Raw genomic sequence first — 19,737 nt, forward strand, 5'->3', positions numbered from 1 at the left:
TTCGGTTCCGGCTTTTTCCTTCGGGAATATTGTATCATATCAAACAATAATTTTGGGGAATCTTTCTTCTGAAATCAATCAATTGCAGATCATACAGTTTTTGCACTCTATTTTTCTTTTTGAAATTGTTCCTTGGCGGCCATAATAAGCAGGCCTTTATTGAGCGTAGCCAGATCCAGGTCATGGTTACGCAGGGCAAGGTACTTTTCCAGCTTCCGCTTTACCCTCTGAAGCGCATTATCGATGGACTTGGTACTGCGTCCCATTTCCGCGGCAATTTCTTGATAGGACTTGCTCTCGAGATAACAGCACAACACTTTCCATTCCAACGCGCTCAGCATGGAAAGTACATTTTTTTCAATATCGGCAAATTCTTCCTGATCCACGACCAGATGCTCCGGGTCGATGCTGCGTGACCCGCCCAGCATGTCCATCAAGGTACGTTCCTTGCCGTCATCATAGACCGGTTTATCCAGCGACACATATGAATTGAGCGGTTTATGCTTCTGCCGGTTAGCACCCTTGATGGCAGAAATAATCTGCCGGTTGACACACAGTTCGGCAAAGACCTTAAAAGAAGCCTGATGGTCCGTTTTGAAATCACGAATGGCCTTAAAGAGACCAATCATTCCTTCCTGGACGATATCTTCCCGTTCTGCTCCAATAAGAAAATACCGGCTGGCTTTGATCTTAACAAATTCCTTATACTTTTCGAGCAGGAAATCCTGGGCTTTGGCATCATGGTCGCTGCGGATGCGGGCAATCAATTCTTCATCGGTCATCTGCCCGTAATGAATGGGTTCCTCGTTTGACATAGATTCACCTCTCGTCAGATAAGAAAATTACTGCTTTCGTTCAGCAAGCAGCCTCTGCCGGACAATATCATACATCAGGATGGCACCGGCCACCGAAGCATTCAGAGAAGATACCTGGCCCAGCATGGGGATACGTACAATAAAATCACACTGTTCCTTTACAAGGCGTCCCAGACCATTTCCTTCAGCTCCTACAACCAGCACCATCGGTCCCGTAAGGTCTGCGTCAAAGTACAGGTCCTTACCGTCCATATCAGCTCCGACAATCCAGAAACCCGCTTTTTTCAGTTTCTTCATCGTCTGAACCATATTGCCGATAGGAATAATGGGAATATATTCCACGGCGCCTGCCGATACCCGGGCAACGACCGCGTTGAGAGGACAGCTGCGCCGCTGCGGGAGCAGGACACCATCAAAACCTGCCGAATTGGCCGTCCGGATAAGAGCCCCCACATTCTGCGGATCCTGCAATTCATCAAGAAGCAAGAAAAGCGGCGTCTTACCGGAAGCCTGCACTCTGCCAAGCACCGTATCAAGATCGGCAAGCGGTACGGGAGTCCCCTGCGCGGCCACCCCTTGATGACGCAGCCCGCCGGCAAGGCGGTCCATTTTTTCCTTCGGCACCAGTTCCACCGGAATGTGCGCTTTTTCTGCAAGTGTTTGGATATCAGCCAGGCTGCCTCCGTGGCTTGTCGTCTGGATGTAAATTTTTTGCAGACCTCTGCCGGCCCTCAAGGCTTCCCGTACGGCATTGCGGCCGACAATGATATCACTGTTATTCATCCTTCGTTTTTTCTCCTTTGGCAGGGAGGCGGAATTTTTTCTCTGCCTCCTGGGGCCTGCCTGATGCAGAGCCCTGCTGTTAATTCCTAAAGCTACAAATGGAGCTGAAATCATTTTACGGTTTCAGCTCCATTGCTATGCAATTATCAACTAACGATTACTTTCCGGAAACTTTTTCAGCAAATTCGTAGCCGAATTTCTCGGCAGCCTTGATATCCTCAGGCAGCGGACGCCACTTGCAGTTGAAACCCGGCAGCAGCTGCATACCGCTGGCAGTGATGGCAGCTTCCAGTTCCTTCTGTGCACCGCCGGCCCAGCCGAAGCATCCGAAAGCAGCTGCTTTCTTGTCGGTCAGCTTCATGCCTTTGAGATACATCATGAAGGCGCCCATCGTCGGCATCATTACACTGTTCTGCGTAGGGGAACCGACGAGAATCGCTTTTGCCGTCAGAACGTCGCTCATAATCATAGCTTTCCGTTCACTGGTGTAGCGATACAGCTTAGCACGCATGCCCTGAGCCTGGATACCATCCATAATGGCATTAGCCATAGCAGCCGTGCCGCCCCACATCGTATCATAAACAATGATGATGCGGTCGATGGTCTTGCCCGTGCCCCAGTCCTCATAGCACTTCAGGATATCTTCAATATGGGATCTCCAGATGCTGCCGTGGCAGGAGCAGATCATACGAAGCTTGAGGCCGCGTACCGTCTTTACGGCACCCGGTACCAATTTGCGGAAAGGCATCAGGATATTAGCAAAATACCGTTGTGCTTCATAGAGCATATTGGTAACTTCGGTCTCATCATCAAAGCGCTTGGAGCAGCAGTAATGCTGACCGAAAGCATCACTGGAGAACAGAATTTCTTCTTCCGGGCAGTACGTAACCATGGAATCAGGCCAGTGCAGCATCGGAATAGGAACAAAGGTCAGGCTGCGCTTACCGAGGCTGATTGTATCGCCTTTTTTAACAATCTGAGTTTTGAAGATATCGCCATAATGCTCTTTCAGTTCATTGGCGCCCTGCGGCGTAATGAGCATTGTCGCATTCGGGCAGGCCTTGGCCAGGAGAGGCAGGCTGCCGGAATGGTCCGGTTCCACGTGGTTAACGACAATATAATCTACCTTAGCCGGGTCAACAACTTCACTGATATTGTACAGTTGTCTCTCTGCAAAAGGAGCTTTGACACCGTCAATCAGGCAGACCTTTTCATCCATAATAAGATAAGAATTATAAGTTACACCGCGGGGAGTGGAAAAGCCGTGAAAGTCAGCACAAGTCCAATCCCGAATCCCCACTTCATAAATATCTTTACTAATTTCCTGTGGTTTCATAAGTGCAGTCTCCTTTCTCACACTACTGCTACAATTATACTATTTTCTCAAAGTAAACACAATTATAATGATTGTAAACGCCGGTCGCATGTCGCAGGTCGCGCTTTATGAAGCAAATCGGCAAGCGATTTGCAGTGAATTAAAAACCAACCTCCGCCTGCTACCTGTCTCAAGGTTCAATGTCTGCAAGACACCGACCGTACACGATACATTGCAGGCAGTACAAAATCGCCGTCCGCAGTCCGCCCATGAAGGCAGTTTTTCAAATTTAGTTCAAATGCAATTTTATGTTTTATTCTGGTCATAAGCCTGCATTTTTTGTCTAAGGCGACCCAGATGCCATGTGCAAAAGGCCAAATGCGCATTTATACTTCCACCGTCGACAGCTGCCTGCCATCTGCTGTCTGCCATCTGCCAAAAGCGGCTGTGAAAAATGAACCCATTTTTCACAGCCGCTTTTTTACTCTTCCTTTTTCGTACGGAGATAATCAAAATAAATTTTGGTTTCCGAAACAACAACACCGGACAAAGCCAGGAGTGCAATCAAGTTAGGAATTGCCATAAGACCATTTACGATATCGGCCAAAATCCAGATAGCCTCCAGCTTCAGGAAAGCACCCATACCAACCAGAATGATGAATCCAATGCGGTACGGGAAGATAGCCTTTGTGCCGAGCAGGAACTGAATGCAGCGTTCGCCGTAATAGTTCCATCCCAGAATGGTCGTAAAGGCGAAAAGCACCAGACCAACCATCAGGAGGTAACCTCCCATTTGAGGATAAGCCTGCAGGAAGGCTGCGTTCGTCAAAGCCGCGCCGTTCAGATCACTCGTCCACAGTCCGCTGATGGTCACAACCAGACCCGTCATGGTGCAGATGATAATCGTATCAATGAAAGTACCCGTCATAGAAATAAGGCCCTGTTCTGCAGGGAACTTTGCTTTGGAAGCAGCGGCTACAATCGGAGCAGACCCTAAACCGGATTCGTTGGAGAATACGCCGCGGGCAACACCATTACGCATGGCGTACATTACAGTTGCGCCAAGGAAACCGCCGCGGGCCGCCGTCGTCGTAAAAGCATCATGGAAAATTTCAGCTACGGCACCAGGTACCTTATCGGCAAATATAATCAGGATACCAGCCGTAGACAGCAGGTAAATCACAGCCATGGCCGGCACAATACGGGAAGCAGCTTCAGAAATACTCCTCAGGCCGCCCAGCGTAACAGCAGCTACGGCAATGGTCAGTACAACAGCCGTACCCGTAACAGGGATACCGGCGTTCAGCTTCGTAATATCCACGATGGAGTTGACTTGAGCAAAAGTACCGATACCAAAGTAAGCTACAAGCACACCGAAGAATGCAAAAATACAAGCCAGTGGTTTATACTTTTCGCCCATGCCGAGCGTAATGTAGTACATCGGGCCGCCGGCAATATTGCCTTTGTCGTCAACGGTGCGGAATTTACGGGCCAGCAGGCCTTCGGAATATTTCGTAGCCATTCCGAAGAAAGCGGCTATCCACATCCAGAAGATAGCGCCCGGGCCGCCCGCTTTAACAGCCGTTGCGACACCGACGATATTACCGGTACCAACGGTTGCGGCAAGTGCCGTGCAGAGTGCCTTAAACGCGTTGATATCCCCTGCTTCCCCGTTTTCTGCCGTAAAAATAAGTTTCAGTGCTTTCGGCAGACGGCTGATCTGCAGGAAATGAACACGGCAGGACAGGAAAATACCGGTACCGACGAGCAGCACCAACAGTGGAGGTCCCCATACGAAACTATCAATGCTGTTCAACAATTCAATGCTCATAATGCAAAATTCCCCCTCTTCATCATCATTTACAACTTTCTGCTAAGTTTCTAACCTATATCACTAAGCACCGCTTCACCAGTCTGTTTGTTCAAAGTGAGGGCGCGTTGATGGAAGGAAGTCAGCGTACTGCGGTGACCCACGCTGACAAGGGTCGTCTTTGTAAGCCGCTCTGCCAGCAGCTTATACATAGCTGCCTCAGTATCTTCATCGAGGGCTGACGTAGATTCATCCATGAAGAGCCACGCCGGCTCATAAATCAGGGCACGGACGAAAGCCAGGCGCTGCTGTTCACCCACAGAGAAAACATGGGACCAGTCAGCTTCCTGATCCAGGCGGTCAGCCAGATACCCAATCCGGCAGTCCGTCATCAGTGCCTTCAATTCTTCATCAGTACGGTGACGCGTTCCCGGATAAAGGACCGCATCACGAAGTTTGCCCAGCGGCAGGTAAGGCCGCTGCGGGATGAACATCACATGCTCAAAATCGGGCATTGTCACTTTCCCGCGGGCAAAGGGCCAAATCCCGGCGAGCGCACGAAGCAGGGTACTCTTACCGCTGCCGCTGCTGCCGCGGATCAACACATTTTCACCTGGCTCAAAAGTCAGGGAAAGCGGTTTCAGGATAGCCTGTCCATTGGGAAGGTCAACCTCCAGATTTTCGATTTCAATCTCCGGCTGATTCACAAACCGGCGTTCCACATGTTCCTGGTTGCCAGCTTCCCGTACAGCCTGCATATGGGCGCCAAAACTGGTAAGACGATCAACCACAGCCTGCCATTCGGCAAGGGAAGCATATACATCCACAAAATAGGAAAGGGACTCCTGGACGCGGCCGAAGGCTGTCGCCACCTGCATCAATCCGCCCAGGGTCAGCTCTTTTTTCAGATAGCGCGGAATGGCCACCACAAACGGGAAGATAATAGCAATCTGGGAATACCCGGAATTCAGCCAGACGAGCTGTTTCTGCTTCTGGACAATTTTCCAGAAATTATCAAGAAGCCTCTTGAAACGTTCGCCAAATACTTTACGTTCATGAGATTCGCCGTGATAAAACGCAACGCTTTCGGCGTTTTCACGCATACGCATCATGCTGAAACGAAAATCAGCTTCATACCGCTGCTGCACAAAATTGAGCCCGACAAGACGATGCCCCACCTTATGCGTCAGATACGTACCAATCACGGCATAACCCACAGCTACCCAGACCATGTAGCCATTGATGGTCCACGTACGGCCCATGAACTGAAAAGATAACGGACCGGACAGCTGCCACAAAATAGCCACAAAGGAAAGCAATGTGCAGAGTGCCTTGATAATGCCAATGAAAAAGCTCAAGGTACGTGTCACGAAAAGACTGACGTCTTCACTGATACGCTGGTCCGGGTTATCCATGTCTTTCCCGAACATCTCCAGACGGTAGTATGTCTTGCTCTGCAGCCATTCATCCATGTAGCGATTGGTGAGCCAGCGGCGCCAGTTCAAAATCAGCGTCTGCTGCAGATAGTAAGCATACACGGCCAGAACAATATACGTAAAAGCCAGTTTGGTAAAACGCCAGAGCTGGGAGAAAATTTCTTCAGTCTGATAATTTTGCAGTGCCGTATAGAATGCATTGTTCCACTCGTTGAGCAAAACCAGCATATACACGACACCGAGATTGAGAACAAGAATAGCAGCCAGCAAGAGAAAAGCTTTCTTCTTTTCCTCACTTTTCCAGTAGCTGCGGGTCAGGTGCCACACCTGACGAAGCAATTCAATGGTAAGATTTGTTTTTTTCAATTGTTCTTCTCCTTACAAAACATTGAATGAGGCTATTATAATCCGTTATATTATAAAAAGCAAAGGTTTTATGAAAATTTTATAAAACATTGTATCATTTAAAATTTTCTTTCCCTTCATTATGCATAGTATGTTTCATTTAAAAGACACATTATAATTTGTCAATCTGCACAGTCCAAAAACGAACGTTTTGCTCAATGAAAAGCTATCCTTCACCACTATCGTCAGCACTTCCTTACGTCAGTGCTGACTGCGGTTCTCCTCTCCTTCCGACTGCGTGGAAGGAGGTTATAGAGGAATCCCAAACCTACTAAGAAACTTTCCTCCACCGCAGAGCGGTCCGCCCTCCTTCCGACTGCGTGGAAGGAGGTGGCATAGGAATTCCAAACCTGACGGTTTGGCTTAATTAACAAAACACCCCTGAAGCCCATCGGGACTCCAGGGGTGTTTTTCGTGAGTCAGTACGCATACGTACTAACCCTATTTTACTTTTCCTCGGATTCGTTTGAAGTTTCATCTTCTTCATCTTCCGTAGATCCCAGAGGAATTTCCGGATGGAAGACTCTTTCAATCGTCAGGAACAGAACCGGTACGAGGAAGATAGACAGCAGGGTGGAGCTCATCATACCGCCGATGATAGCAGTACCGATGGAAGTACGGGACCCTGCGCCTGCGCCGGATGCCCAAGCCAGAGGTACAGCACCGATAACCGTTGAGAAAGCGGTCATCAGAATAGGTCTCAGACGGACCTTAACCGTATCAACCAGAGCCGGCAGGACGGCACGGCCATTATCAACTCTCATCTTTGCGTATTCGACAATCAAAATGGAGTTCTTAGCCGACAGACCAATCAGCACAATCATACCGATCTGCATGTAAATATCAGCGTTAAGGCCTCTCAGATACTGGAACCCTACGCAGCCCATGACGGCCGTAGGTACACCGAAGATAATGCCCAGCGGCAGCGTCCAGGATTCGTACAGAGCAGACAAGCACAAATATACGAAGATCAGGGAAGCACCGAAAATCATGTAGGAAGAAGAACCTGCGTTCTTTTCATCACGGCTCTGGTCAACCCATTCGTAGGTATAACCACTTGGGAGGTTTTCATTCAGCACGCTTTCGATGGCCTCGATAGCCTGGCCGGTAGAATACCCGGTAGCAGGAGCACCTGCAATCTTAGCACCACGGGCGTTGTTGAAACGCGTGATAACAGGAGGAGCCTGAATTTCTTTAGCCGTAACTACAGCCGAAATAGGAATCAGGTCTCCGGAGTTGTTCTTTACGAAGATATTGGAAAGTTCCTTCGTATCGGCACGGAACTTCGGATCTGCCTGCATAACAACTTTCCAAGTTCTGCCCAGGAGGTTGAAGTCGTTGATTTCACTGCCGCCGAGGTTTGCCTGAAGGGCCGTTGTTACGTTAGAAACAGGGATATCCAGGCTTTCGGTTTTTTCACGATCCAGTTCGAATTCGATGGAGGGCGTGCTGTTTGAGAACGTCGTGTAAGCCATGGACACTTCCGGACGCTGATTAATAAGACCCAGCAGTTTTTGAACGTCCTGGTTCATCGTATCGGTATCTTTACCAACCGTATCCATGATGTAAAGGCTCAGGGAACCGGTACTGGACATACCGGGAAGGACAGCGACGTTGAAAGCACGAACCGTTGCTTCAGGAGTTTCGGCACCCATAGCGGCTACCTTATTGATAATGTCCTGTACGCTCTGACCAGTTTGAGCTTCACGTTCGTCGATATCATTCAGTTTAACAGGAACCAAAACGCCATCCGGCTGACGCGTACTGGACAGGACATCGATACCAATAACTTCCATGACGTACCTGACACCGGGGATCTTCTTGACTTCCGTAGCAAACTTACCGGAAAAAGCTGATGTACGGTTCATAGAAGACGCAGCCGGCATCGAAGCGGAAACCAGCATAAAGGACTGGTCTTCATCCGGTACGTAACCGCTAGGAATCAGCTTAAAGAAGACGCCAATCATAACGAAGACAAGACCTACACCACAGAGGCCGAGTTTGTAATGATTGAGCAGCTTCTTACAAAGATTCACATAATGCTTAGTCGCCCATTCGAGCCATCTGTTGAAGACATCGAATACCTTGGTCAGGATTTTACCGGTCTTCACTTCCGTCTTCGGTTTGATGACGATGGAGCTGACGGCCGGTGACAGGGACATAGCGACGACTGCCGACAGGGACAATGCCACCACAATGGTGAGAGCGAACTGCTTGTACAATACGCCCGTAGCACCGCTCATGAAAGATACCGGCAGGAAAACGGCGAGCAGTACGAATGCCGTAGCGACAATAGCGCCCGATACGGAACGCATAGCCGCGAACGTAGCTTCCTTGGCGCTCATGCCCATTTCGTCAACGTTATATTCGACAGCTTCAACGACAACGATAGCATCATCGACGACGATACCGATAGCCAGCACCAGAGCGAACAATGTCAATGTATTGATGGTGAAATCAAAGATATAGAAAGAAGTAAAGGTACCGAGCAGGGAAACCGGAATAGCCAGAACCGGAATCAAGGTAGCTCGCCAGCTCTGCAGGAAGAGCCAGGTAATAAGCACTACGAGAATCAGCGTTTCAATGAACGTGACACCTACTTCTTTTAAGGATTCACGCACGTAGTCCGTGTTATCCTGTACGATAATCAACTGTAAATCAGGCGGGAAGTTCTTTTCTGCTTCCGACAGTACCTTTCTGATAGCAGCTACAGATTCCAGGGAGTTTGCATCGGACTGCAGCGTGATGGCGTACTGCATAGCCGGCACACCATCCAGACGACCAACTACGAAGTCACTTCTCTTACCATACTCAACGCGGGCGATATCACGCAGGTGGAGCAGCTGCCCATTCGAGTTCTTAAGAACGATATTCCCGAACTCCGATTCCGTTTTCAAACGGCCCTGCAGACGAGCGGAGTACTGGTACTCCTGATCATTCACTGTCGGCCGTCCGCCAATCTGACCTACAGGCGCCTGAATGTTCTGGTTCTTGACAGCCGTGGAAACATCAGCTGCCGTAATGCCATTGAGGGCCATCTTCATCGGATCCAGCCAGATACGCAGGGACAATTCAGGGCCATATTCGTTGACTTCGGAAACGCCCTTTACACGTTTCAGGGCATCGACGAACTGCGTAGCACCATAGTTTTTCATGAACAGTTCATCGTAAGTGCCGTTCGGTGAAATCAGGGAGAAGTACATAATGGTTTCATCGGCGCGTTTCATCGTCGTAACACCATACTCCGTAACTTCACTCGGCAGGGAAGCGTTTGCCTGAGACACACGGTTCTGTACCTTGACCATGTCCATATCGGCATCGGATTCCAGGTTGAATTTAATATCCAGACTATAGTTACCGGCGTTATCACTGGTCGAACGCATATCGATCATGTCATCAACGCCGTTGACCTGTTCTTCAATAGCCTGAGCTACCGTTTGTTCGATAACTTCCGCGTTAGCACCGACGTAGTTCGTTGTTACGGAAACACGCGGATAAGAAATCTGCGGATACTGGGCTACAGGAAGGCTCATTGCGGAAATACCACCGACGAGCGCAAGAATAATGGAAATAACGCAAGCGAATACGGGGTGGTCAATAAAGAATTTTGCCACTTGTCAGACCCCCTCTCACTTTGCAGAAGTTGAATCGGTGGAAGTGGAAGAGGATTCAGTCGTATCCAGATCATCTTCAGTGATCATCGTCGGATCAACTTTACTGTCTTTGTTCAGCTTCTGAACACCTTCAACAACAACAGTTTCCGAACCATCAAGTCCGCTCTTCACAAGCCACAGACGTCCGATACGGGCACCAAGCTGAACTTCCTTCAAGGAAACCGTATTATCAGAATTGATTACATACACATAATGCTTGTAAAGCAAATCCGTTACAGCACGCTGCGGAACAAGAACCGCGTTAGGCACCGTGGAGCCCACCAGAGAAACATTGGCAAACATGCCAGGCAGGAGCAGGTTATTCGGGTTTTCAAAAACGGCCTTTAAGGTCAGTGTACCGGTCGTGTCGCTGACACTGCGGTCAACCTGATCCACATAGCCTCTGTACGGATACTCGGAGCCATCTGCCAGGGTAAGGGTAATATCACGAAGCTGAGTACCGTTATCCGTATTGCCCTTCAGCATATCAAGGTAATCACTTTCAGAAACGGAGAAACGGACACGCATCGGGTTGCTGTTGGACAGCGTCGTCAGAACGGTAGAATTAGCCGTTACAAATTCACCTGCTGCCAGCGTATTGGTATCAATCTTGCCGGCAAAAGGAGCTATGATGCGCGTATCGCTGACATTGACCTGGGAAGAAGTTACGAGAGCCTGGTAAGCATCCACGCTTGCCTGAGCCTGTGCCAATGCCGTGTTATACTGATCCGCGGTCTGTTTGGAAACAGCACCTTGTTCATACAAAGTCTGATAACGAGCCGCATCGCGCTGCGCATTTGCGAGAGTTGCCTGTGCATTAGCCAAGTTTGCCTGTGCATTCAGGACGTCGGCCTGATAGGTACGCGGATCGATTTCGTACAGCAGCTGACCAGCTTCTACATAGTCACCGCCGTTTACATACTTTCCGACAATTGTTCCGGTTACCTTGGATTTAATGGATACTTCATCCTTTGCTTCTACGAAACCGGTGTACTCATACGTAATCGGTGTATCTCTCTTGATGGCCTGCATTGCCTTTACCTTAACGGCGCCGGATGTGGTCGCAGTTTTCTTACTGCAGCCAGCAGCCCCCAGCACGAGCAGCAATGCCATGCCAACTGCCATCGCTTTCTTTTTTCCTATCATTTGACTAATTCCTCCTACACACCTACCCTCACAGGGGCAAAAAAATTCTACTTAAAGAAACACCCAATATTATAGCGTAACCCCGAACGGGTATCAAACGCCAAAATCACTGATTATCCTTCATATTTCTCTGTTTTTCTCTATTTTCATCTTTTTTTCATCGTTTGACTGGCTAGTCAAAAATTCTTCATTCAGCTTATTCTTTAACAGGAACGGCAGTACATCTTCTTCCGGCAGGTCAAGCTCCCTGTGGTTTCCGTAAAGAATAGCAAATACGGCATTATCGTAGTAATACCCATTCAGATCCTTTTCCGTAACAGTGATATTCTTTTCTTCCGCCTTTTTGGTCACTAGTTTCCAAAACTTGCCATACGGACGTACGAGATCTTTCAAAGGCACTTCTTCGCCCGTTTTGAGGTTGAAATTGAAGCTCTTGATCACAGGCTCACTGATTTCATGATCGGAATAGAGTCCCATCACAAGCAGACTGACGTAATTCCTGCCTGCATACTTCACATCGTAGGATAAATGCAGGCGGCTGCCGAACGTAGCCGCTTTCTGGCGGTCGCGGTAAAACATTTCAATCTGATGATTCAATTTCCAGGCCAGCTTGGGGTCAATTTTTTGAAAATGCGGATATTCCAGCGTCCCTGCCGGCGTCTCTACTTCCTGGGGAATGATTTCGTAGCCGCTCTTACCCTGCACGCTCTGCCCGGCATTATACTTGGGCTTAGCATAAAGATTAGCCTGGAAGTTCACATCATCGGGCACCCACGTCCCGGCACGATATTCCCAACGGGTACGGACATACCCAAGAGGGCTGGCATTGATGACACCGGCAATCTTCTGTACCGTTATGACCGCGTCGACCCCATCGCCATTCGTATCAGCAGTCATCAGCTGACTGATTCCCTGTACGTAAGGTCTCTGTCCGGAAAGGCGAACCGTGCCGTCTTTATTGAAGACGTTCAGCGTTTCATACATATCTTTATCCTTGGAAAGATCAAGGATGACCTCCTGCTGAATGCTCGGGAAATTCAGCCGTGCACGGAATCCGTCCAGGTAGACGCCATTCATTTGGATACCCCGGTTATCGGTGGACGTAAAGATTTCCTCCGGTTTGCTGCCCGTGAAATCGAGGATCCGGTAATCCACCATTCCGCCGCTGCCGCCCGTAGGAGCTGCAATCACCACATTCATGGCACCGCTGCCCGTCACGTCGGCAAGTGTTACATAAGCATCGTATCCGCCCAGATTCTTCGGACGAATATAATATTTGACAGGAGCGTTCTCGGAATCCTTTACAATCACGTACATATCGCCCATGAAGCTTGATTTGTCAACAACGGGGCTTCCCATCAGGTCAACAATCTCGGCTTCTCCGTCTCCGTCCACATCGCCGATGGCTTCACTCACAAGCTGGCCATGCTGCAGCGTGAAATCGACTTCACGTGTCTGCGGCTTGAAAGAAGGCTTTTGCGGCACATTGCCAATAGGAATTTCATTATCCTTCTTATCTTCCGCAGCAGCCGCTTTCTCTTTTTCCCTGGACTCATGTTCTTTGCGGCTTTCCGCACGGCTCCAGCCTTCCGTCTTCTCAATAGTTCCGGAAGCTGCAGCCGGCTGGGTATCACCCTCTGCCGTAATCTCGGCAGCTTCTCCCCGATGAAAGGGAAATCCCATAAGCCCTGCCAGCACCAGGGCGATTCCAAATTTTTTATGCAATCTATTCAATGTAAGGAACCTCCTGTATGTTATTTTCTAATTAAGTGTCTAGTTATTATACAATAGAAATGAGAAATTTGGGTAGAATTTGAATAAAAAACAAGAACTATAGAATATAATGCGTGTGCCTTCTTTCACATTCCCTTGTTCCGCCGTCTGCTTTCTGCTCTGCGCAGCCCGGACAGCAGCCGGCAGCATCTGAAGAAAACTACAGACAGAGCCTCTCTTCTTTACTAATTATCTGAAAACGCATATACTTGTGGAGATAAAGTAAAATTGACCTGAAAAAAGGAGTGTTTGCAACAGATGACTGAGTATAATCCGATTACCCCTGATTTTCTTCAGAAGTTATTTGATATTGCCGGACGCCGCGTGGTTGTAGGCGAATCCATCAACCCTGACTACACACATGACACCATGCCGATTTATGGCATCGGCATGCCGGAAGCTACCATTGATGTCAATTCAACGGAAGAAATTGCCGCCATCATGAAGCTCTGCAACGAGCATCATGTCCCGGTTACGGTCCGCGGTTCCGGAACGGGGCTTGCCGGCGGCTGCACTCCGGTTCAGGGCGGTGTCGTGCTCTGCACGGTTCGCATGAACAAAATCCTCGGCTACGATGAAAAAAATATGAACGTCCGCGTCCAGCCCGGCGTGCTCCTTGATGATTTGGCTAGAGACGCCGCTGCCCACGGATTTTTCTATCCGCCCGATCCCGGCGAGAAATATGCCACCCTCGGCGGCAACGTGTCGACTAATGCGGGCGGGATGCGCGCTGTAAAATACGGGACAACACGTGATTATGTACTGGCTATGACGGTAGTACTTCCGACAGGCGAGATTGTCCGGCTCGGAGCTCCCGTCAGCAAAACTTCTTCCGGATACAGTCTGCTCCATCTGATGATCGGTTCCGAAGGCACGCTGGGCATTATCACGGAACTCACGCTGAAACTGATTACGCCGCCCAAGTGTCACTGTTCCCTCATCGTGCCGTTCCGTACGCTGTCAGAGGCCATTCAGACCGTGCCGCCGCTAAAACGTTCAGGCCTTGATCCACAGGCTATCGAATTCTTCGAAAAGGAAATGCTCGATACAACGGAAGCCTACATCGGCACAAGCGTCTTCCCCAAGCAAGTGGAAGGAGAAACGGTAGGAGCTTACCTGCTCGTTACGCTGGATGCTTCCACCAATGACCTCCTTGATCAGGCTGTAGAAGATGCTTCTGAATTGTTCCTCGGTGCCAATGCCATGGATGTGCTCGTGGCCGACGTTCCCATGTATCTGGATAAGACCTGGGCAGCCCGTTCCGCCTTCCTGGAAGGACTGGAAAACCAATACAACCTGATTGATGAGTGCGATGTTGTCGTCCCGGTTTCCCATATTCCTGATTTCATCCTGCACATTCACGAAATTCGTGACAATTATCCATTCGATGTCCGCATGTTTGGTCACGCCGGTGATGGAAACATCCACGTGTACGCCTGCGCCAACGGCGAGCAGAAGGATATAATGCCTTTTAAAGAAGCCACGGCACGCTTTATGGATGACCTGTATGCCAAGGCGCTGGAGCTGGATGGGCAGATTTCCGGTGAACACGGCATCGGCTTCGGTAAAGCGCCTTATCTGCAAAAGGCATTGGAACCGGCCCAGATCCGGATTATGCAGGGCATCAAAGAAGTCTTTGACCCTAATCTGATACTGAATCCGAATAAGATCTGCTTCTAAACAGTAACCGGAAAATATCATAATAATATACAAGGGGCTGTGAAATATGCGAATGCATTGTTTCACAGCCCCTTTTTCACGCTTTTCTCTGTCCGCAGCCCGCATTCCGCCTGTGGAAGCAAACTGTTTCTCAGTTTGCAAAGATTAAAAACTGACTTCTATCTGTAGTCTTACTCAAGAATCCGCCAAGTCAACCATTCACACGATTGTACTAACCATCTTACCCACTGACCACTTCTATAGTGCCTCAGGTTATTTCTTATAAATGGCTTCTGCCTGCTCTGCCATGCGCTCGCCATACGTTCTGAAGAGATCGGCAAAATCTTCCATCTTAGGGCTCATGCCGACAGGTCCCAAGTGAATAACAGGCTTGCCCTTGGCAGATCCCCCGGAATAGACCATCATGCCAAAGACCATTGCGTGCGTCAGAAGCGTTTGGATAACCAGATCAGCCCCGCCGTGGATGTACTGCGCAGTGGCAAAAGCACCACCTAATTTCCCGGCAAGATTGAGTCCGTGACCCTCCTTTTGGAGCCACGATGTCATATCCCCCGTCAGCGATGCCATATAGGTAGGCGCTCCGAAAATAACGACATCCGCTGCTTTGACAGTCTCCACATCTACGTCAGGAATTTTAAAAGTGCTTACTTTAATGTGCCCGCTCTTCTCCAATCCTTCCGCGATGTAGGAAGCGGCTTTTGCCGTGTTTCCGGTCTTGGAATCAAAAATAATTACTGCATGAATCATTTCCGTCATCCTTTCTTCACTTGACTATAAAGTATTCATTGCGTTCACCCTGCATCTCATGGGTCAGTTTCCCGCGCACGGTCAAATAATCAAGATGGGCCTTAGCTTCCCCTGTCGCAAAATATTTCTGCGTCAGCGGAAATTCTTTCCAGTTCCGCGCCCTGATGTTCCACTGCATGAGCCCCGCAATCTCATAAGGCGTAAGCCCCGGATGCGCTTCTACGATATTCATTACACCTTCAAGACGCTTCCGGTGGTGTTCCTTTAAGAAATCTACCCGATCACGCAGCGTGCCGAGCGGCACCCTGTGCCCCGGAAAAAGCCTTTCTGCCGGCAAATTACGGATTTTATCAAGGCTGACCAGGTAATCGCCCAAAGAATCTTTGACGCCGAGCCAGTCACAAATATTCGGTGTAATGCGAAACAGTACATGATCTCCCGTAAAGAGCCAGCGCTTTTTCCCTTCGCAAAGGCACATATGACCCGGTGTGTGGCCGGGCGTAAAAAGACATTGCAGCGCCATTCCGCCGTAATGCAGTACTTCCCCATCAGTTACAAAAGTGTAGTCGTCAAATGGTTCCGGTCCCCGCGTCTGTGCAGGATTTTTCCCCCACAGAGCCAGGACTTCCTCCTCAGAAAAGCCATTAAAAATACATCTATGGTAACGTTTTTTCCAAAGTTCATCATCCCGGATAGCGGAAAGTCGTCTGCCGTCAATCTCACTGATATAAATCCGGCATCCCGGCCTGTGCAGGAACGTCGACAGGCCCGAATGGTCGTGATGGACGTGGGTCAGGAAAATATCCGTGTGACTGAGATCCACGTGCAGCTCCGAAAGCTGCTGCAGCATCGCTTCCCGGCATGTCGGTTCGTTAAAACCGGTATCAATGAGCAGGTTGCGTTCCCCAACAAACAAATAGCTATTTAAGTTTTTCAGCGGATTTCCCACCAAAGGAATATCCAGCCGCCATAGATTTTCGGCCAGGCGTTCAGACACGTTGTTCACTCCCTGCGATGATTATTTCTATCTTTATTCTAACATAATTAAAATGAAAAGACGCTTCTAGCATTTAACATTCAGCTTTTGGCTGCCTTCGGTAAAGTGAAGAAGTGGCTGGCATCTGATAGTTTGTCCGCAAATGTGAACAGATTGTCAGGACAAAACCCGAAGCAGACAGCCGATAGCAGTTTGCAGATAGCAGCCGATAGCAAAAGAAGAGGTCGTGAAAAATGAAACCATTTTTCACAGCCCCTTCAACTAAACTCACTTATCCGGCATCACAGCCTTTTACTCACTTTTTTGCTTCATACTCACTGCGCCGGAATTATACCATTTGTTGACACAGACAGAGCAGGAAATATCACCGATGACGTTAAGAGCGGTACGGCCCATATCAAAGATACGGTCGGCGCCGAAAATGATGCCGATGTAAATCGGATCGATACCTACAGCTTCCAAAACCATAGCCAGCATAATCGTACCGGCGCCAGATGTCCCGGCCGTACCAATAGAGGCCAGGGTTGCCGTAAGCACAACCGTTACAAGCTGCGTACCCGTCAGATGCATTCCCATGCAGCGAGCCAGGAAGACGGTTGCTACGCACTGATAAATAGCGGTACCATCCATGTTAACCGTTGCACCAAGCGGCAGCACGAAGGAGCTGACTTCCCGCTTGACTCCCATCTTGTCGGCGCATTCCATGGAAATCGGAAGCGTGGCAAGAGAGGAAGTAGAGGTAAAAGCGAACAGGAACGCAGGCATGATTCCTCTGAAGAAATCAATCGGATGCATCCCGGCAATAAATTTAGCAGACAGGGAATATACCACGAAAGCGTGGATAATGTAGCCGATGTAAGCGACCCCGATAACGAGAGCCAGGCTCGTTACAATGCTCGGCCCCTGGCTGGCGACCACCCATGCCATCAGGCAGAAAACACCAACGGGAGATACGCTGATAATCATCATCATGACCTTCATCATGACTTCTTCCATGGAACGCACAAGCGTAGCCGTCGGTTTGCCCTTTTCACCGGCCAGCAGAATCCCGCCGCCAAAGATGATAGCGATAAAAATGACCTGAAGCATAGAAGCCGAGGAAAAAGCCTTCCACATATTGCTCGGGAAAATATTGACAATCGTCTGCATGACAGTTGGTGCTGCCTTTGCCTTAAATGCCTGATTCTGAGCCATGGAAAGAACCGGGAACTGACTTTCAAAAGCAGTCCCCAGAGCCAGCCCGATGACACAGGCGATAGCCGTCGTAATAAGGAAATAAATCAGTGTGCGGACGCCGATGGTCCCGACCTTGCGGACGTCACCGAGCTGTACCACACCATCAATGATGGAAAGAAGCACCATAGGAACGACTACAAACTTCAGCAAATTGATAAAGATATCGCCAAACGGTTTGAGCCAGGCCGTAGTAAAAGCTGCAGCTGCCTTGGCCCCCATGGATCCCCACATAGCGATACCGGCAACAATACCGGCAACCATAGCCAGGGCAATCCATAGACTGAGTGACATTGTCTTTTTCCTTGATTCATCCATAATATCTCTCCTCTTTCTGCATCTTAACTTGACCGATATGCCCACACCCGATAAAAATTTTGCATATTGTATCCAATGCAACTTCATTGTAGCATTACATTTCTTTATTTTCAAATTATTCAGTATATACAAATTATTTATTACTATATTATTAAAGAAGAAACAATTTGCCCTCTGTTTGTGTAAATAGAGCGAAAACAACACGTATACAAAGAATGATTTGAGGGAAAATGCAGAAAAAAGAGGGTCAAAAATTCCGATATCATGTACAACAAAACCAGATAGTACTGCGAAAAATAACGGGCAGCAATTGAAAAGACGCGTGTCTCGGACCGCCGGCCACCCGTGGTAATAAAAAACAGGAACTGTGAAGAAAATTCGCAGCAGAATTTCTCCACAATTCCTGTTTATCGTATTTTATCAGCCAGGGCAGCTCCACCCCGGCCATTTTACTGGTGCCGATTCAATAACGTATGATGATCCGTAAAATAACGGGGTGAATCTCCCCATTCATCCCAGCCGACACGTTCCCCGATGGAATGAATTCTCGACTCAAGGCAATTCTTGCACATATCCGGCGTATCGCTCACACACGGTTTATTATCGTACAAAAGATACTGTGCTCGATACTTCGGCACCGTCACAATCGGCATCAGGATATTGGCTCCTGCCTTAAGGCCCATTTCGCGGCCAATCGGATTCAGTGCCTGAAGCGCCGTTGTAGCGGCAATATTGACGTTTTTAAGGCAAAGCCGCGTCGCCGCAATCATATTGAGTCCCAGGATAAAGCGGCGTTTGCGTGCCTCAAAGGAGTCACCGCCGTTTCGCAGGACTTCCTGCCCCAGCGGCGTCTGGTGATGGACTACGTACGGTCCCATACCGATCATATCAATTTTCAGCTTTTTGTAGAAAAGAATATCATCGGCCAAATCTTCCAAAGTCTGACCGGGCAGCCCAATCATATCTCCCGTTCCGACCTGATATCCGATTTTTTTGAGCGTCAGGATACAGTCCCTGCGCACCGTCCATTCATGATGGCCATCCCGGGGATGCAGTTTGGCATAAAATGCAGGATTGCTGGTTTCAATACGAAGCAGATAGCGGTGTGCCCCGGCTTTGAACCAGCGGCGATAGGTTTCTTCCGTCTGCTCTCCGACACATAGCGTAATCCCCAGCGCTCCGTGACCGATTTTCTTGATTTCCCGCAGGATTTCTTCTACAAATTCAATAAATTCCGGATCCTGCCGTTCCCCGGACTGAAGTGTCAGCGATCCGTAATGACGTTCGTACGCCCACCGGGCCATGGCAAGAATATCTTCCCGACTCGTATCGAAGCGCTTTACTTCCTGATTATCGCGGCGGATTCCGCAGTACTTGCAATTTTTAATGCAGCGATTGGAAAATTCCAAAAGACCGCGATAATAGTCCACATTGCCAATATATTTCAGCTTCAGGGCATAAGCCGCATCATAGAGTTTCTGACGATCTTCCTCTTCCGTCAGTCCCAGCATTGTGACGAGATCATCCCGGGTCAGTTCTTCCTTATGTAAAAGAGCGTCAAGCTCCATGCCTTCCTCCTTCAATGCAAAAAAGCAATCTGCAAACAGTATCGACATTGTATAGGGA

The 19,737-nt window shown here is 49.0% G+C and carries 13 protein-coding genes; 1 reads left to right on the forward strand and 12 read right to left on the reverse strand.

Going from position 1 to position 19,737, the window contains the following annotated elements:
* Nucleotides 1-107: 107 nt before the first annotated feature.
* From sigH to LKE33_00970, 8 genes are all read right to left on the reverse strand, one after another.
* Nucleotides 108-815, reverse strand: a complete 708-nt coding sequence (sigH, locus tag LKE33_00935) for an RNA polymerase sporulation sigma factor SigH (GenBank protein MCH3949492.1) — start codon at nucleotides 813-815, stop codon at nucleotides 108-110.
* Between the two features lie 27 nt (nucleotides 816-842).
* A complete protein-coding gene (gene rlmB / locus LKE33_00940) occupies nucleotides 843-1,598 on the reverse strand; it encodes a 23S rRNA (guanosine(2251)-2'-O)-methyltransferase RlmB (GenBank protein ID MCH3949493.1) in 756 nt (251 codons plus the stop codon).
* A gap of 157 nt (nucleotides 1,599-1,755) precedes the next feature.
* Nucleotides 1,756-2,934: an FprA family A-type flavoprotein gene (locus LKE33_00945; protein ID MCH3949494.1), complete on the reverse strand. Its 1,179-nt coding sequence runs from the start codon at nucleotides 2,932-2,934 to the stop codon at nucleotides 1,756-1,758.
* A 460-nt stretch (nucleotides 2,935-3,394) separates the two neighbouring features.
* Complete coding sequence (locus LKE33_00950; protein MCH3949495.1) at nucleotides 3,395-4,744, reverse strand: sodium:alanine symporter family protein; 1,350 nt, start codon at nucleotides 4,742-4,744, stop codon at nucleotides 3,395-3,397.
* 50 nt (nucleotides 4,745-4,794) lie between these two features.
* The gene (locus LKE33_00955; GenBank protein MCH3949496.1) at nucleotides 4,795-6,525 is read right to left on the reverse strand and encodes an ABC transporter ATP-binding protein/permease; all 1,731 of its coding nucleotides are present in this window, start codon (nucleotides 6,523-6,525) and stop codon (nucleotides 4,795-4,797) included.
* A gap of 485 nt (nucleotides 6,526-7,010) precedes the next feature.
* Nucleotides 7,011-10,178 (reverse strand): efflux RND transporter permease subunit, encoded by a 3,168-nt coding sequence (locus LKE33_00960; GenBank protein MCH3949497.1) that lies wholly within the window; start codon nucleotides 10,176-10,178, stop codon nucleotides 7,011-7,013.
* 15 nt (nucleotides 10,179-10,193) lie between these two features.
* The gene (locus LKE33_00965) at nucleotides 10,194-11,363 is read right to left on the reverse strand and encodes an efflux RND transporter periplasmic adaptor subunit (protein ID MCH3949498.1); all 1,170 of its coding nucleotides are present in this window, start codon (nucleotides 11,361-11,363) and stop codon (nucleotides 10,194-10,196) included.
* A 120-nt stretch (nucleotides 11,364-11,483) separates the two neighbouring features.
* Nucleotides 11,484-13,097, reverse strand: a complete 1,614-nt coding sequence (locus LKE33_00970) for a hypothetical protein (protein MCH3949499.1) — start codon at nucleotides 13,095-13,097, stop codon at nucleotides 11,484-11,486.
* 297 nt (nucleotides 13,098-13,394) lie between these two features.
* On the opposite strand from LKE33_00970, the gene LKE33_00975 reads away from it, so the two are divergent.
* Nucleotides 13,395-14,816: an FAD-binding oxidoreductase gene (locus LKE33_00975; GenBank protein MCH3949500.1), complete on the forward strand. Its 1,422-nt coding sequence runs from the start codon at nucleotides 13,395-13,397 to the stop codon at nucleotides 14,814-14,816.
* Between the two features lie 252 nt (nucleotides 14,817-15,068).
* On the opposite strand, the gene LKE33_00980 is transcribed toward LKE33_00975, so the two are convergent.
* The 4 genes from LKE33_00980 to hydE all read right to left on the reverse strand — a co-directional run bounded on the left by LKE33_00980 (nucleotide 15,069) and on the right by hydE (nucleotide 19,679).
* Nucleotides 15,069-15,563, reverse strand: a complete 495-nt coding sequence (locus LKE33_00980) for an NAD(P)H-dependent oxidoreductase (protein MCH3949501.1) — start codon at nucleotides 15,561-15,563, stop codon at nucleotides 15,069-15,071.
* A gap of 16 nt (nucleotides 15,564-15,579) precedes the next feature.
* Nucleotides 15,580-16,560 (reverse strand): MBL fold metallo-hydrolase, encoded by a 981-nt coding sequence (locus LKE33_00985; protein MCH3949502.1) that lies wholly within the window; start codon nucleotides 16,558-16,560, stop codon nucleotides 15,580-15,582.
* A gap of 291 nt (nucleotides 16,561-16,851) precedes the next feature.
* The gene (locus LKE33_00990; GenBank protein MCH3949503.1) at nucleotides 16,852-18,111 is read right to left on the reverse strand and encodes a dicarboxylate/amino acid:cation symporter; all 1,260 of its coding nucleotides are present in this window, start codon (nucleotides 18,109-18,111) and stop codon (nucleotides 16,852-16,854) included.
* A 449-nt stretch (nucleotides 18,112-18,560) separates the two neighbouring features.
* Entirely contained in the window at nucleotides 18,561-19,679 is a 1,119-nt protein-coding gene (gene hydE, locus LKE33_00995) for a [FeFe] hydrogenase H-cluster radical SAM maturase HydE (GenBank protein MCH3949504.1), read from the reverse strand.
* Nucleotides 19,680-19,737 lie beyond the last annotated feature (58 nt).

Origin of the sequence: Acidaminococcus sp., assembly GCA_022482815.1 — a bacterium.
Lineage (GTDB): Bacteria > Bacillota > Negativicutes > Acidaminococcales > Acidaminococcaceae > Acidaminococcus.